Source organism: Reyranella sp., assembly GCF_030651995.1.
Lineage (GTDB): Bacteria > Pseudomonadota > Alphaproteobacteria > Reyranellales > Reyranellaceae > Reyranella.
In genome coordinates this window covers 1-15302 of sequence record NZ_JAUSBN010000032.1, presented here as the reverse complement: position 1 = coordinate 15302, position 15302 = coordinate 1, and the positions used below count along the sequence as shown (strand labels likewise).

General features: G+C 67.3%; 15 protein-coding genes. 8 read left to right on the top strand and 7 right to left on the bottom strand.

What is annotated here, in order from left to right; all coding sequences use genetic code 11:
- Window positions 1–25 precede the first annotated feature (25 nt).
- The 3 genes from Q7V45_RS08750 to Q7V45_RS08740 form a co-directional block, all read right to left on the bottom strand.
- Window positions 26–1534: a tripartite tricarboxylate transporter permease gene (locus Q7V45_RS08750; RefSeq protein ID WP_304850209.1), complete on the bottom strand. Its 1509-nt coding sequence runs from the start codon at window positions 1532–1534 to the stop codon at window positions 26–28.
- Between the two features lies 1 nt (window position 1535).
- A complete protein-coding gene (locus Q7V45_RS08745) occupies window positions 1536–1958 on the bottom strand; it encodes a tripartite tricarboxylate transporter TctB family protein (RefSeq protein WP_304850205.1) in 423 nt (140 codons plus the stop codon).
- A gap of 152 nt (window positions 1959–2110) precedes the next feature.
- A complete protein-coding gene (locus Q7V45_RS08740; RefSeq protein WP_370692579.1) occupies window positions 2111–2638 on the bottom strand; it encodes a TSUP family transporter in 528 nt (175 codons plus the stop codon).
- 178 nt (window positions 2639–2816) lie between these two features.
- Between Q7V45_RS08740 and Q7V45_RS08735 the strand changes: the two genes are divergently transcribed.
- From Q7V45_RS08735 to Q7V45_RS08725, 3 genes are read left to right on the top strand one after another with little or no spacing between them, the layout of a single operon-like run.
- Window positions 2817–3896 carry a phosphotransferase gene (locus Q7V45_RS08735; RefSeq protein ID WP_370692576.1) on the top strand — a complete coding sequence of 360 codons (1080 nt, stop codon included), beginning with the start codon at window positions 2817–2819 and terminating at the stop codon, window positions 3894–3896.
- Window positions 3893–4558, top strand: a complete 666-nt coding sequence (locus Q7V45_RS08730; protein WP_304850198.1) for a TetR/AcrR family transcriptional regulator — start codon at window positions 3893–3895, stop codon at window positions 4556–4558. Before Q7V45_RS08735 ends, Q7V45_RS08730 begins: the two co-directional genes overlap by 4 nt.
- Window positions 4559–4579: 21 nt before the next feature.
- Window positions 4580–5347 carry a C13 family peptidase gene (locus Q7V45_RS08725; protein WP_304850195.1) on the top strand — a complete coding sequence of 256 codons (768 nt, stop codon included), beginning with the start codon at window positions 4580–4582 and terminating at the stop codon, window positions 5345–5347.
- On the opposite strand, the gene Q7V45_RS08720 is transcribed toward Q7V45_RS08725, so the two are convergent.
- Both Q7V45_RS08720 and Q7V45_RS08715 read right to left on the bottom strand, forming a co-directional pair.
- On the bottom strand, window positions 5348–5737 hold the full coding sequence (locus Q7V45_RS08720) for a RidA family protein (RefSeq protein ID WP_304850192.1): 390 nt from the start codon (window positions 5735–5737) through the stop codon (window positions 5348–5350).
- Between the two features lie 15 nt (window positions 5738–5752).
- On the bottom strand, window positions 5753–7348 hold the full coding sequence (locus tag Q7V45_RS08715) for an AMP-binding protein (RefSeq protein WP_304850189.1): 1596 nt from the start codon (window positions 7346–7348) through the stop codon (window positions 5753–5755).
- Between the two features lie 101 nt (window positions 7349–7449).
- Between Q7V45_RS08715 and Q7V45_RS08710 the strand changes: the two genes are divergently transcribed.
- The 5 genes from Q7V45_RS08710 to clpS all read left to right on the top strand — a co-directional run bounded on the left by Q7V45_RS08710 (window position 7450) and on the right by clpS (window position 13166).
- On the top strand, window positions 7450–8418 hold the full coding sequence (locus tag Q7V45_RS08710) for a tripartite tricarboxylate transporter substrate binding protein (RefSeq protein WP_304850186.1): 969 nt from the start codon (window positions 7450–7452) through the stop codon (window positions 8416–8418).
- A 13-nt stretch (window positions 8419–8431) separates the two neighbouring features.
- Window positions 8432–10501 (top strand): hydantoinase/oxoprolinase family protein, encoded by a 2070-nt coding sequence (locus Q7V45_RS08705; RefSeq protein WP_304850183.1) that lies wholly within the window; start codon window positions 8432–8434, stop codon window positions 10499–10501.
- Complete coding sequence (locus tag Q7V45_RS08700; protein ID WP_304850180.1) at window positions 10501–12132, top strand: hydantoinase B/oxoprolinase family protein; 1632 nt, start codon at window positions 10501–10503, stop codon at window positions 12130–12132. The genes Q7V45_RS08705 and Q7V45_RS08700 overlap by 1 nt, the downstream gene beginning before the upstream one ends.
- An 86-nt stretch (window positions 12133–12218) precedes the next feature.
- Window positions 12219–12815, top strand: coding sequence for a glutathione S-transferase family protein (locus tag Q7V45_RS08695; protein WP_304850178.1), 597 nt, complete (start codon window positions 12219–12221; stop codon window positions 12813–12815).
- A 45-nt stretch (window positions 12816–12860) separates the two neighbouring features.
- Window positions 12861–13166, top strand: coding sequence for an ATP-dependent Clp protease adapter ClpS (gene clpS / locus Q7V45_RS08690; protein ID WP_304850175.1), 306 nt, complete (start codon window positions 12861–12863; stop codon window positions 13164–13166).
- Window positions 13167–13462: 296 nt separating this feature from the next.
- On the opposite strand, the gene Q7V45_RS08685 is transcribed toward clpS, so the two are convergent.
- Both Q7V45_RS08685 and Q7V45_RS08680 read right to left on the bottom strand, forming a co-directional pair.
- The gene (locus Q7V45_RS08685; RefSeq protein ID WP_304850172.1) at window positions 13463–14362 is read right to left on the bottom strand and encodes an alpha/beta hydrolase; all 900 of its coding nucleotides are present in this window, start codon (window positions 14360–14362) and stop codon (window positions 13463–13465) included.
- A gap of 10 nt (window positions 14363–14372) precedes the next feature.
- The coding region (locus tag Q7V45_RS08680; RefSeq protein WP_304850169.1) for a type II secretion system protein at window positions 14373–15302 on the bottom strand (930 nt) is incomplete at its 5' end.

Below are 15302 nucleotides of genomic sequence, written 5' to 3'. Positions count from 1 at the left end.
AACCTCCGGAAATTGGAGGAGGGCGTCAGCCCTCCTCTTCCACGAACGCTTCCTTGCGCGCCTTCTTGAAGCTGGGCAAGGCCATCAGCAGCAGCAGCAGTGCCGTCGTGATGAGCAGACCCAGGCTGATCGGGCGCTCGAGGAAGACCATGGGGTCGCCGCGCGAGAGCAGCATGGCACGCCGGAAGTATTCCTCCATCTGCGGCCCCAGAACGAGACCCAGAAGGAACGGTGCCCCTTCGCAGCCCAACTTGACGAAGACGTAACCGAGCACGCCAAAGACCGCGACCTGCATGACGTGGAACGTACTGTTCTGGAGGCTGTACGCGCCGATGCAGCAGAACAGCAGGATGGCCGGCGCCAGGAAGCGGTAGGGCACCGTCAGCAGCTTCACCCAGATACCGATCATCGGCAGGTTGATGACGACCAGCATGGCGTTGCCGATCCACATCGAGGCGATCATGCCCCAGAAGAGGTCCGGCTTCTTGGTCATGACCTCGGGGCCGGGCTGGATGCCCTGGATGATCATGGCGCCCACCATCAGCGCCATGACGGCGTTCGACGGGATGCCGAGAGTAAGCATCGGAATGAACGAGGTCTGTGCGGCGGCGTTGTTGGCCGCCTCCGGGGCCGCGACACCTTCGACCGCGCCCTTGCCGAATTGACCGGGGTTCTTGGAGAGCCTCTTCTCGAGCGTGTAGGCCGAGAAGGCGCCCAGGGTAGGACCGCCGCCCGGCAAGACACCGAGGGCGGCGCCGAGGAAGGTGCCGCGCAGCGCCGCCGGAACCGCCCGCCGCACTTCTTCCATGGTTGGCCACAGCGACGTGACCTTGATGGTGCCGCCGGTTCGCGTGAGATGCCTTTCGAGGTTCACCACGATCTCGGCGATGCCGAACAGGCCCATGGCGATCGGCGCAAAGTCGATACCGTCGCTGAGTTCCGGGAGGTCGAACGTGAAGCGCTGGGCGCCAGTGTTCACGTCGGTGCCGACCAGGCCGAACAGCAGGCCGAGGAACACCATCGCGATTGCCTTCACCACCGAGCCGCTGGCCAGGATGACGGCGGCGACGAGGCCGAGTGCCATAAGGGAGCAATAGTCGGCCGGGCCGAACTTCTGCGCCATGCGCGTCAGAGGTTCCGCGAACATCACGATGATGATCGTGCCGACGGTGCCGGCGAAGAACGAGCCGACCGCCGAGATCGACAGCGCTGCGCCGGCACGCCCGTTGCGCGCCATTTGATAGCCGTCGAGACAGGTCACCACCGAAGAGGCTTCGCCGGGCAGGTTCACCAGAATCGATGTCGTCGAACCGCCATAGGCTGCACCGTAATAGATGCCGGCCAGCATGATCAGCGAGGCCGTCGGCGGCAGGTGGAAGGTGATCGGCAGCAGCATGGCGATGGTCGCCACGGGGCCGATGCCCGGAAGGACGCCGATCAGGGTGCCGAGAATGCAGCCCAGCAAGGCGTAGGTCAGGTTCTGGAAGGAAAGGGCGACACTGAAGCCCAGCGTGAGATTGTCGAGCAGATCCATCTCACCAGACTCCGCGCAGGATGTAGATATTCATGCCCAGCCCGACCTTGAAGACGAGGGTGCAGAGGACAGCAAGGGTCACGATGAGGCCGATCACTTCCGTGAGTTTGAATTCCTCGCCGGCCAGCGACGCGATCGTGACCAGTACGATCAGAGCCGGGATCAGACCTGCCCGCTCGAAGAGTAGCCCGAAGCAGATGATGCCGATGGTCACCAGCGTGATTGGCTTCCATTTCAGCCGTTCGACTGGGTCGCTTCCGCTCACGACAGCGACGATGCAAACCAGAGCTCCCAGCCCCAGCAACGTAAGAGACAGCATCCGTGGGACATAGCCCGGCCCCATGCGCACCGGCGTACCGAGCGCCAGCTTCTGGCCAAAATAAAGGGCGATCAGCCCGAAGCCAATGAACATCAGCCCGGACAAGAAGTCCTTGCTTAGGAATCGATTCAACGATGCCTCCCCAGAAACGCGGCGTCTTCACTATGCTGTTGGGTCCGAACCCCCGGACCGCCTACAGCTAAACACAATTCGGCCGCTTTGCCCAAGTGCCAAGTTCAATACAAGTGCTAAGTGCATCATCGCAGCAGCAGGCGGCCTGCGATTATGGCCAGGCAAACGGCGAACAGACGCCTCAGCAGGGAGGCGGGCGCCTGCGCGGACCACCGGGCGGCGATCGGCGCGACAAAGAGCGCAGGCAATGACAGGGTCGCGACGCAAAATATCGCGACATCGCCTAGCGCATCGGCGGGACGGCCCGGAACGCCGCGATCCATCTGCAGGAAAACGAGGGTCGCTGGCACGGCAATGATGAGATTGAACAGTGCGCCGGCCCCGATCGCTCGCCTGATGGAAAATGAGAACAGCGTCAGGATCGGTGTGCTCAATGTTCCACCTCCGACTCCCACGGCCGCGGCCAGTCCACCGACCAGGGCCGGCGGCACCTGTGAGAGCAGGCCTCGCGGCTCCCTGTGCCCAATAATGAGGCGGTCGCCCGCCATCATCTTCAGAGCGAGAGCAGCCGCGACCACCGCAAAGAGGGTGGTCAGCACTCTCGTGGGTGCGAACGGAACAGCGGCCAGCCCGACCATCGCGCCGACCCCCAGGAGGCCGGCCAGCAGGCCAATCAGAATGCCCGTCGCCAGCAGCGCCGCTCAGGCAGCGGGCGGATAGGCCGCAATCAGCGTTTCCAAGCGTCGATGTCCCCGTTGGTCGATATTGCATGCGCCCCGGGGGGCGAGCAAACTCCCGGCCAATGTGAACGGTCGTTCAGGAGGTTTGCGGGTGTCACGGCGAGGGGACGACTATATCGGCACGATGGCGGTGCAGGAAAAGCATCGGTTCGACGAGCAGTCGCTCGGCCATTTCATGTCCGCCCAAGTGGACGGGTTCACGCCTCCGGTGCGTGTCGAGCAGTTCAAGGGGGGGCAGTCCAACCCGACCTATCGGCTGACCGACGGCGCCGGCCGTCGCTATGTCCTGCGCCGCAAGCCGCCCGGCAAGCTGCTGCCGTCGGCCCATGCAGTCGACCGGGAATTCCGGGTGATCTCGGCGCTCAATCGCACCGACGTGCCAACTCCCCGGGCCTACGTGCTCAGTGAGGACGAGAGCGTGGTGGGCACGCCTTTCTACATAATGGAATACTGCGATGGCCGCGTTCTGTGGGATCCGCTGCTGCCGGAGGTGCCAAGGGACGGCAGGCGGGACGTCTACCGGGCCAAGTTCGAGGCGCTCGCTCGTCTCCATCGCGTCGACTATGCCGCCCTCGGCCTTGCCGACTTCGGCCGCCCCGGCAGCTACGTCGCCCGCCAGATCTCGCGCTGGGGCAAGCAGTACAAGGCGTCGGAGACCGAGAAGATCGAGTCGATGGACCGGCTGTTCGACTGGCTGCCGGCCAACCTGCCCAAGAACGACGAGACGGTGCTGGTCCACGGCGATTACCGCCTCGACAACATGATCTTCCACGCCACCGAGCCGCGCGTGCTGGGCATCATCGACTGGGAGATTTCGACGCTCGGCGATCCGCTGGCCGAGCTTTCCTATCTCTGCATGCTGTGGCGCACGCCCAAGGACTGGGGCGGCCTGCTGGGACACGATCTCGAGGATCTCGGCCTCCCGACGGAAGCCGAGATGGTGGACTACTACAGCAGCCTGTCGAAACGCCCCGTGCCCGAGCCCGCGCTCTGGGAGTTCTACATGGCCTACAATCTGTTCCGGGTGTCCTGCATCCGCCAGGGCGTCTATGCCCGCTCGCTCGACGGCACGGCTGCCAATGTGCGTGCCGCCGACTCTGGCAAGCTGGTGAAGCCCGCCGCCGATCTCGCCTGGGATATCGTCGCCAACATGTCCGGAGCCTCGCGATGAGCAAGCGCAAGACCGTCGTCGCCGATGACGTGGCGACCGCGGCAGTGGCGGAGCGCGAAGCGCGGCCGCCGGTCGAGGCGATCCGCGCCGCGGCCTTCGCCCAGTTCGCCGAGCGCGGTTACCCGGTCGTCACGGTCCGAGACATCATGAAGGCCTGCGGACTGACGCAAGGCGCCCTCTACAATCACTTCAAGTCGAAGGACGAGCTGCTGCACGACATCATCGCCTCGACCCAGGGCGAACTGGAGCGGCTCTGCCAGCAGGCGGTGGCCGGCGCAGGTGGCGATCCGCGCGCCGAACTCGCGGCCTTCGTGCGGGTCTATGTCATGCGCCATTGCCGCCTGCGCATCGAGGCGCTTGTCGCCAACCGCGAGATCGGCTGGCTGGATACGGCGCGCGTGGCCGACATCCGGCGCAGCCGGCGCGCCATCCGCGACATCGTCGTGACGATCCTCGGGCACGGTGTCGCGAAAGGCGTGTTCGATCCGCCGCGCGTCGAGGGAAAGCACGATCTCAAGGCGATCGCCATGGCGCTGCTCGACCAATGCACCCACGTCTCGATGTGGTACGGTCCGGGAGGCGATCTCACCGAGGAGCAGATGGCGAAGCTCTACACCGACATGGCCTTGCGCATGGTCGGCGCCACGCCGCAGTCCGCATAAGAATAACTGGAGCAGCAAAGCATGTTGATTCGCGTCGCAGCCCTGGTTGCGTTGCTGGCGTCGCTGATCGGCTGCACGCCGGACTCCGGCGCAGCGCCGCCGTCGGGCCGCGGCATGGCGCTGGCGGCAGCGCCCGGCGACGTGCCGGCGTCGCGCTGGCATGCCGTGCTGATTGCGGGCGACAACAACAGCCCGTCCTTCGACAACGGCATCGATGCGTTGCGCGACAAGCTGTCGGCCCGCGGCGTGCGCGACATTCGCCTGCTCACCTCCGATCCCGTACGCAACCCCTCGGCCGAGGTTGCCAGCGCCTCCAACGTCTCCAGCGCGTTGCGCAATGCGGGTGGAGCGGGGGCCTGCCTCGCCTTCATCACCAGCCATGGCACCGAGGCCGGCGTCGTGCTGCGACAGGCCAGCGGCGTCGTCCGGCCGAGCGCGCTCAACAATGCATTGGACGCCGGCTGCGGCGCACTGCCGACCGTCGTGGTCGTGTCGGCCTGCCACAGCGGCGTCTTCCTGACGTCGGCGATGCGCCAGCCCAACCGGGTGGTGCTGACGGCCGCGGCGGCCGACCGCGTCAGCTTCGGCTGCGGCGCGGGCGACCGGTTCACCTATTACGACCAGTGCCTGCTGCAGCAGTTCGACGCCGCCTCGACCTGGGGCCAGCTTGCCCAGGCCACGCGGACCTGCGTGCAGAACCTCGAGAAGAGCATGGGCGTCCGCACGCCCTCGCAGCCGCAGATCTTCGTTGGATCCGCGGTTGCCAATCTCAGGCTGCCGGGGCGCTAGCTACCCGCCGATGACGGCGGTGAAGTCACACGTTACGTGGTGCGGGCTGTCGCCGGAGAGCTGAAGCGTGTGCCGGGCCGGGCGCGACGCCTCGTCGGGAAACATCTTCACCCATTCCTCGTTCAGCGCCGCGCGGCCGGTCGACGGCTGTTTCATCCAGAAATTGATCTTGATGATGTCGTCGGGTGTGCCGCCGGCCGCTTCGATGCAGAGCCTGATGTGCCTGAAGATGTTCGTGACCTGCGCGGCCAGGTCGGGCGGGACGTTGCGCGTGCCGGGCTCGGTGCCGTTCATGATGCTCGACATCACGATGTTTCCGATGCGGCTGGCATTGGGAATCGGGTTCTGGTGGCTGTAGCCCGGATAATTGATGCTTCTGCGCTTGGCCATTGTTTGTCTCCCTTGCTAGAGCCGTTCCATCGCCATGTCGCGCAGGCGGCCGCGCTGGATCTTGAAGCCGTTGGGCGAGGGCGTCCTGGGGAAGTCGTCGATCGCGAAGACGCGCAGCGGCACCTTGTAGTTGGCGAGGCCGTGCCGGCAGTGGGCGATGGCCGCGGCCTCGTCGAGCGTCGCGCCGGGGGCGAGGATCACGAACGCGACGGCGCGGACGCCGTCGGGGCGCGGCACGGCGATGGCCTGGCAACCGGCGATTCCGGGCAGCTTCTGCAGGTGGGTCTCGATCTCCAGCGGGTTCACGAGAAAGCCCGAGAGCCGCAGCACGTCCCCCATGCGGCTGAGGAAGGTGAAGCCGCCATGCCCGTCGAGTTCCGCGAGATCTCCGGTGCGGACATAGCCGTCGGCGGTCACGGTCTCCGCGGTCGCTGCATCGTTTCCGTAATAGCCGGCCATCAAAGACGGGCCGGCGCACTCGAGCGCGCCGGGCTGGCCGACGCCCAGCAGTTCGCCGGTCTCCGGGTCTCGGATGCGAACGTGCGCCAGGGGCGAGGTCGGAATGCCACCCCCCTTCTTGCGGCGCGCCACCTCGGACTCGATGGGCTGCATCGCATAGAGCGCCTGCACCTCGCTCATTCCATAGAGTCCGCAGAGCCGGAGGCCGCGCTGCTCCGCGCTTTCCGCAATGTTGTCGAGCGAGGCATTGAAGGCGGCGTAGCCGGCCCATTTCACGGAGGGGAAGGGGAGGTCGCCCGGCACCGCGTCGAGCAGGCGGGCGAACATGTCGTCGCTGCCGAACAGGGTGGTCGGGCGATGATGTGCGATCAGTCGCGCGATCTCGTCGATCTCGTAGGACTCGACCAGCACGCAGGGCCTGCCGGCCGCGAGCGTCGCCATCGTCTGGTCGAAGCCGTAGACGCCGCACAGAGGCAGGATCGAGAGCGACAGCGTGCCGGGCGCCGTGAAGCCGAAGGCGCGCGCGACCTGCTGGGCGTGGCCTGCGATCGCGCCCTGGCGGTGCAGCACGAACTTGGGCGCGCTTGTTGTCCCTGAGGTCGTGAAGATGTTGCAGGGGGCGCTCGCCTTCGCGTTGTTCAGGCCGAGCCGTGGCCGCGAGAGCAGGCGCTCGAAGGGCACACGGCGCAGCCGTTCGATGGCGGACGGCACCGATGCCGGCTCGTCGCCCACGGTGACGATGGCCGTCAGCCTGTCGAGGGCCTCGGGCTCGATGTCGGCCAGGATCGACAGGAAATCGATGCGTCGGAATCCGGGTGCGCAAGCCAGCACCTTGGCGCCCGACCGGCCCACGATGTCGGCGACCTCGACGGCGCGATAGCGCGTATTCACTGCGACCGCGATGGCGCCGAGGCGTATGCAGGCGAGATAGAGGATCGGATAGGCCGGCACGTTGGGCAGCCACAGTGCCACGCGGTCGCCCGGACCGATGCCCAGGTCCGCAAGGCCCTGCGCCGCGCGTCGTGCGCTCTCCGTCAGTTCGAGGAAGGACATCGTCCGGTCGCCGTGCAGGAGGGCCGGGGCGTCGGGTGTTCGCTCTGCGATGTCGGCAACGAGCGTCCAGACATCGGCGGCGGGTTGGGCGATAGGCATGCGGGGCGGAGACTAACCGAAGACGGCGTCATCTCAAGCCCGGTGCCTTGACCAGGCACGGCGCTTGCGTGACCTTGCTTCTTTGGGGATTGGGGGTCGTGATGTTCCGTCGAAGCCTGCTTGCTGCTCCGCTCATCCTTGCCGCCGTGTCGGCGCGCGCCCAGCAATGGGTGCCGAAGCAGCCGATCAAGATTCTGGTGGGCTACGCGCCCGGCGGCACCGCGGACATGGCGGCCCGCATTGCGGCGGAGACCATCCAGCGGCAGCACGGCTATACGGTGATCGTCGACAACAAGACCGGCGCCGGCGGCTTCATTGCGCTCAAGGCCGTGGCCCAGGCGCCGGCCGATGGGTACACGGTCGGCATCGGCATCATGGGCCAGCTCGCGGTCGGCCCCGTGGTGCCGGGATCGCAGATCCCGCTCGACCTCGACAAGGAGCTGACGCCGATCTGCAATCTCGTCGGCGTGCCGATGGCCCTGATCGTGCGCGTGGATGCGCCCTTCAAGACCATCCCGGAATTCGTCGCCTACGCGAAGGCCAATCCCGGCAAGGTGAGCTATGCCTCGACCGGTCTTGGCTCCACCAACCAGCTCGGCGCCGAGTTCCTGGCGGCCGAAGCGGGCGGCCTGAAGCTGATCCACGTGCCCTATCGCGGCGGCGCGCCCGCCATCGCCGACGTGGCGGCAGGGAATGTCGATATGTTCTTCGGCAACGTGTCGGAGCTGATCGGCCAGGCGCGGGGCGGCAAGGTGCGCGTATTGGCGCTTGCCTCGGCTAAGCCCTCGGCGCTGGCGCCGGAATTGCCGCTGCTCACCAAGGACATCCCGGCCCTCGACATCAACAACTGGTTCGGTCTGGTGGGACCCGCTGCCCTGCCGGCTGATATCAAGGCGGCGCTCGCCAAGCTGTTCATCGAGGCGATCGCGGATCCGAAGAATGCCGAAACGCTGGCCAAGCAGGGGCTCGAGCCGATCGGCCAGGGGCCCGAGGCCTTCGCCGCCTACATCGCGAAGGACCGCGAGCGCTGGGCGAGGGTCGCCAAGCAGGGCAACGTGAAAGCCCAGTAGCAAAGGACGTGTAATGAGTGCGCCGCTTTCCCTCGGGATCGACATCGGGGGAACTTTCACCGACCTCGTCATCCATGATCCGCGCACCGGGCGGGCCGTCATCTGGAAGGAAAGCACGACACCGGACGATCCGGCCCGCGGCGCACTCGAAGGCACGCGGCGCGTGCTGGAGAAAGCAGGCGCGAAGCCCCAGGAGATCGGCCGCGTCGTCCATGCCACGACGCTGTTCACCAACGCGCTGATCGAGCGCAAGGGCGCGAAGACCGGCCTGCTCACCACGGCCGGCTTCGGCGACGTGCTGGAGATCGCCCGCGAGCGCAAGTACGAGCTCTACGATCTCTTCATCGAGATGCCCAAGCCGCTGGTGCAACGTGCCTGGCGCCGCGAGGCGAAGGAACGGCTGGGACCGGACGGCAGCGTCGAGATCGCGCTGGATGTCGATGCGGCGCTCGCCGAGGTGGCCGACCTCGTGGCGCAGGGAGTCGAGAGCCTCGCGATCTGCTTCCTGCATTCCTATGCCAATGCCGCGCACGAGCGGCAGATCGGCGCGGCGGTAGCCGAGCGGTTCCAGAACCTGTCGATTTCGCTGTCGTCCGACATCGCGCCGGAGATCCGGGAATATCTGCGGGCCAGCACCACGGTGGCCAATGCCTATGTCCGGCCGCTGGCCGAGATCTATCTCGAGCGGCTGGAGCAGGCGCTACGTACCGAGGGGATCCCGGGCGGTCTGTTCCTCATGCTTTCCAATGGCGGCCTCACCCATGTGAGCGAAGCCAAGCGGGCGCCGGTCCAGTTGCTGGAAAGCGGGCCGGCCGCGGGCGCACTGGCCGGCGCCTGGTTCGGTCGCAACGCGGGGCTGGAGCGCGTGCTGGCCTTCGACATGGGCGGCACGACCGCCAAGCTGGCGCTGGTCGATGACGGCGAGCCGCTGGTCGCCTGGGGCTTCGAGGCGGCGCGCGAGAAGCGCTTCCTGCGCGGTTCGGGCCTGCCGATCCAGATCGCCACCGTCGAACTGATCGAGATCGGCGCCGGCGGCGGTTCCATCGCGCACAAGAGCGATCTCGGTACACTCAACGTCGGCCCGGAGAGCAGCGGTGCCCAGCCGGGACCGGCCTGCTATGGCCGCGGCGGCACCGAGGCCACGGTGACGGACGCCGACCTGACCCTGGGTTATCTCAACGCGGACTTCTTCCTGGGCGGTGCGATGAAGATCGATTCGGTGGCGACCAGCGCCGCCTTCGACAAGCTTGCCGGCGCGCTGGGCGTCGAGCCGGGCCGCGCCGCCTTCGGTGTGCATGACGTGGTGAACGAGAACATGGCCGGCGCGGCGCGGGTCGCCATCGCCGAGCGGGGCCGCGTGCCGTCGGAATATGCGCTGCTCGCAACGGGCGGGGCGGGGCCCGTCCATGCCTGGCACGTGGCGCGCAAGCTGGGCGTCAGTCGCGTCGTCTGTCCGCCGGGCGCGGGGGCGGGCAGCACGATCGGCATGCTGATGGCCCCGGCGCGCGTCGATCGGGTGACGAGTTTCACGACGCCCTTGGCGGGGGCCGATCTCGCCGCGGCCGGGCGCGTCTTCGCGGGTCTCGAGAAGGAGTCGCTCGACGTGCTGCGCCTGACCGGTGCCGATATCGAGGGCCGCACCGTCCGTCGCCTCGCCGACATGCGTTACATCGGCCAGGGCAGCGAGATCACCGTCGTCCTGCCACAGGCTCTCAGCGAGGCCGAGGTGAAGAGCGCGTTCGAAGCGGCCTACAAGGCGCTGTTCGCGCGCACGCCACCCGGCGCGGCGATCCAGTTCGTGGCCCTGCGGCTCTCGGTCAGCGCACCGATGCCGGGCACCGGCGGCAAGCTCGAACTGCCGCGCCACGCTTCGGCGACCGCGCTCAAGGGCACGCGGCCCGTGTTCTTCCCCGACGAAGGGAAGATGATCTCGACGCGTGTCTGGGACCGCTACGCGCTCGAACCGGGCGTGAGCATCGACGGGCCCGCCGTATTCGAGGAGAACGAGAGTACCTTCATCGTTGGGCCGAACTCCACGGCCCGGCTGCTGGCCGACGGCTCCATCCTGGCGGAGGCGAACTGATGTCGCGCACCTTCGATGCCATCGAACTGGAATTGCTGTGGCGCCGGCTGATCTCGCTGGTCGACGAGGCGGCGGCGGCCATGGTGCGCACGTCCTTCTCGACCCTGGTGCGCGAGAGCTACGACTTCTCCTGTGTCGTCACAGACGCGGCGGGACAGTCGCTGGTCCAGGCGAGCGAGAGCATTCCGAGTTTCATCGGCACCTTGCCCGAGACGGTGAAGCACTTCCTGCGCTTCTTCCCGGAGGACCAGCTCTCGCCGGGCGACGTGCTGATCACCAACGACATCTGGCTGGGTACCGGCCATCTGCCGGACGTGACCCTGGCCAAGCCGATCTTCCGCAACGGCAAGCTGATCGCCTTCAGCGCCACGACCGCGCACGTGCCCGACATCGGCGGCAAGATCAGGAGCCCCGAGCCGCGCGAGGTGTTCGAGGAGGGATTGCAGATCCCGCCGATGAAGATGATGGCGGCGGGGAAGACCGACGAGACGCTGGTGGCGCTGATCCGCAAGAACGTGCGCACGCCCGACCAGACCATGGGCGATCTCTATGCGCAGATCGTGGCGCTCGATCTCATGGAAGACCGGCTGCTGGTCCTGATGGAGAATTACGGCCTGCCCGATCTCACCGATCTGGCGCGCGAGATCCAGGGCCGCTGCGAGGCGGCGATGCGGGCGGCGATCCGCGAACTGCCGGACGGCACCTATCGCAGCGAGCTCAAGACCGACGGCATCATGGACAAGCCCATCACGATCAGGATGGCGCTCACCATCAAGGGCGACGAGATCCTGATCGACTTCGCCGGCACCGACGCCCAGGTCGATCGGGCGATCAATTGCGCCATGTGCTACACGAACGCGATGTGCATGTATGGGGTGAAGGTCTGTACCAACTCCAACCTGCCCAACAATGAAGGCGCATGGCGGCCGATCACGCTCACCGCGCCGCCGGGCTGCATCGTCAATCCGCAATTCCCCGCGCCGGGCGGCTCGCGCATGTTGATCGGCCACTACATCCCGATGCTGGTGTTCGGCTGCCTGGGCCAGATCGTGCCGGAACGCGTGATGGCGGCCTGCGGCTCGCCGATGTGGGGCATGAACCAGTCGGGCGTGCGGGAAGGCGGCAAGCCCTACGCCAACATGTTCTTCTACAATGGCGGCATGGGCGGCAACACGCAGCGCGACGGCGTCACGTGTCTCTCGTGGCCGTCCAATGTCAGCTCGACCTCGATCGAAATCAGCGAGCACATCGCACCGCTGCGCTTCCATCACAAGAAGCTGCGCCCCGACTCGGGCGGCGCCGGCCGTCATCGCGGCGGGCTGGGCCAGGAGATCCTGATCGAGAGCCGCAGCGAGACGCCGATCGCCGTGTCATTCCTGGCCGAGCGCACGATCTTTCCCGCCTTCGGCATCGAGGGCGGCAGGGATGGTGCACCGGGCGAGCTGCGCATCAACGGCGAGAAGACCGACCCCAAGCGACAGTATGTGCTGAACAAGGGCGACACGGTCTCGCTGGGTACGCCGGGCGGCGGCGGCCATGGCGATCCGAAACTGCGCACGTCGGCGGCGCTCGCCGCCGACGTGGCGGCCGGCTACGTGACTGTTCTCGCGGACTATCAAGGCGACGACTGAGCGGCTTCGGTCGGGAAACCGATGGCGTATCTGCCGGAAGGCGGGATAACGTGCGCGGCCGCTTCGACGACCCCTGAGGAAACGCCATGAAGATCGCCTATTCCGCTGCAAGCCCGTATGTCCGCAAGGTGATGGCTTGCGCCATCGCGCGCGGGCTCAACGACAAGATCGAGCGCTGGAAGATCGGCACGACCGATCCGGCGCTGCTGCCGGTCAATCCGCTCTCCAAGGTCCCGAGCCTGATCACCGACGACGGCATGTCGCTCTACGACAGCCCGGTGATCTGCGAGTATCTCGACAGTCTCGGCAGCGCGCCCAAGCTGTTTCCCGCGCCCGGTCCGGCGCGCTGGAAGGCGCTCACCCAGCAGGCGCTGGGCGACGGCATTCTCGACGCCACCCAGCCGCGCCGCCGCGAGATCGCGCTGCCGCAGGACGAGGGTCGCCAAAGTTATATCGCCCTGCAGCAGGGCAAGGTCGTGCGCTCGCTCGACCTGCTGGAGAAGGAGGCGCCCTCGCTCGGCATGCTGACCACGGTCGGCGAGATCACGATCGGCTGCGCACTGGGCTACCTCGACTTCCGCTACGCCAACGAGCCGTGGCGTCCGGGCCATCCGGCGCTCGAAGCCTGGTACGACAAGGTCGTGAAGCTGCCGCCCCTTGCCGAGACGATGCCGGTGGGGTGAGACTGTCGCTCGTTGGTGCTCTTCAAGGAGACTGAAGGGAGATCGATGAGCGATATCGACACCAAGCCACAGGCGGTGGAGCGGACCAAGACCAGGCAGCCTCCGCTCTACAAGGTGATCCTGCTGAACGACGACTACACGCCGCGCGAGTTCGTGGTCGTCGTCCTGAAGGCCGTCTTCCGGATGACCGAGGAACAGTCCTACGCCGTGATGATGACCGCCCATCAGCGCGGCGCCTGCGTCGTGGCGACCTACACCCGCGACATCGCCGAATCCAAGGCGAGCGAGGCCAACGACATGGCCCGCGGCGCCGGCCATCCGCTGGAATTCAGCACCGAGCCGGAAGAGTAGGGGCCTGAGAGGCAGACCGTGTATGAGCTGAATCGGTTCAAGCACTAACCTCATCCTGAGAGTCTGGCCGGAAATGAATTGAGTCGGTTCAAGCACTTGCCTCATCCTGAGGAGGCCACGAAGTGGCCGTCTCGAAGGATGGGCAACAGACGAAGTGCTCGTGCCCACCCTTCGAGACGCATCGCTACGCGATGCTCCTCAGGGTGAGGTTATCGGGCATGTTCGTAGCCTGTTGGTTTGGCGGCATTCATTTCGAGTCGCACGCGGAGAACGAAGGACCTTCTCCGGGGTCGCCTTCACCGAGGTCCGGTTTCTCCGGGAGCGGCTGCCCTGCTTGCAGGCGGCGACGACAAGGCGATCTCGCGCAGGCGCGGCCAGTCGCGGGCCCAGCAGCAGCGATGGTCGAAGTCCGGCTCGACGATCAGCGTCGCCGATGCACCGAGCCTGTCGACGGCGGAGGCGACCGAGGCGACGGGCACGACCTTGTCCTGCCGTCCGGCGAACGCGACCGTCCGCACTCGCGACAGGCGGTCGATGCGGTCGAGCGGCAGCGGCGCGCCGTCGAGCGGCGACACGCCCAGCCGGCGCGTCCAGTCGGCCACGTCGAGCGGCGCGGCCACGGTCACCAGCAGCGCGACGTCGCTGCGTCGTGCCGCGACGAGCGCCGCGATCACGCCGCCGCCGGAATAGCCCACCAGCACCAGCGCGCGCTCGGGATGGCGCAGGCGCTCGCGCGTAACGACGTCGTCGACCGAGGCCACGACATCGTCGGCGAAGCGGCCGGTCGTCCAGGCGCGCACGCCGCAGCGCGGATCGGCGCGGCCGGCCGCGAACTGGCAGGGCCGCGCGATGTAGAGGACGGCGGGTCCGGGATCGGCGGCGGCGAGGCGCAGCGCGACCGGATCGGCCGGCGTCGGATCGGAGGACGGCGTGCGCGCGTCGAGATAGGCCAGCCCATCGCCCTCGACATAGACGAACAGCGGGCCGGGCCGTCCGTCGTCGCGCCGCCAGGTCTGCAGATCGAAGCCCGCGCCGCCGGACGTTGCCGCTACAAGGCCCGCCGCGCGTGCGATCCCCGCGGCGGTCTCGTCGCGCGCCGCTCCGCCGGTACTGCAGGCGGACACCGTCGCGGCGAGCAGCGCCGCCACGCTCGCGAGGACCGCGAGGCGACGACGCATGACACGCGCGGCCGACATGGCGCCGCCGTCAGCGCGTCGTGGCTGCTGGGCCTATCGCAGCGTTGGCGTCGACCAGACCGGGCGCGCTGCCGCCGGCGCGATCCTGCAGCGACTTCACGAAAGCCGGATCGAGCGGGATCGGGCCGTTGGGGCCGGGCACGGTCAGCGTCGCCGTTCCCGTCCTCGGTAGAACCTGCGGCAATTGCAGACCGTTGCCCCAGTCGACCGTCATGGCATTGCCGTTGCGGCCGATCCGCAGATCGGCCGTGACCGTCTTCACGTCACTGGCCGGCATCGATCGGGTGAAGACCACCGGCGTGCCGTCGGTGTTGACCGCGATGATCGCGATGACAACCAGCAGCTCGATCAGGGTTTTCTGTGGGATCGGCGTCGTCGGCGTCCCCGTCTTCGTCAGCGCCGACGCGAGGTCAGTGCCGCTGAATTCGATCACCGTGTTGCCGACCGCCAGCTTGCCCAGTCGCGTCCAGCCCCCGCCGTCGCTGCGCAACTGCTGCGTGCCATTCGGCCCCGTCGCCGTCACGCCGACATCCGGAAGCATCGCCGGGGGGGGGGGCTTCTTGATGTTGTCGCGGGACGTGCTGATGGCCGCTTCGTTGGCCGTCGGCGTGCCGGGGCCGCCGGACCCGGCTTGCGACGACGACAGGGCCGACACGCGCAAGCTCGGCCTATCTTTAAAGTCCGAGCTCGAGCTGTGGACCAATCCCGAGGGGGCCGGTACGCCGTCGCGGCCGACGTCGGTGAGCGGGCTGCCGTCGCCCCAGTCGACCTTCGGGCTGCCGCCGCCGTCCGGAATGACGATGTCGATCTGCAGCTCTCGCTTACTGGCCAGGACCGAGCGCGGAAAGGCGTGTTCGACCGTCGTCGGCTGCGGTGCCTCTCCGAGTTTCTGCACGGCCGGCAGCAGCAGGCCGAGCAGGATGCCGGCCGGTTGTGCCGG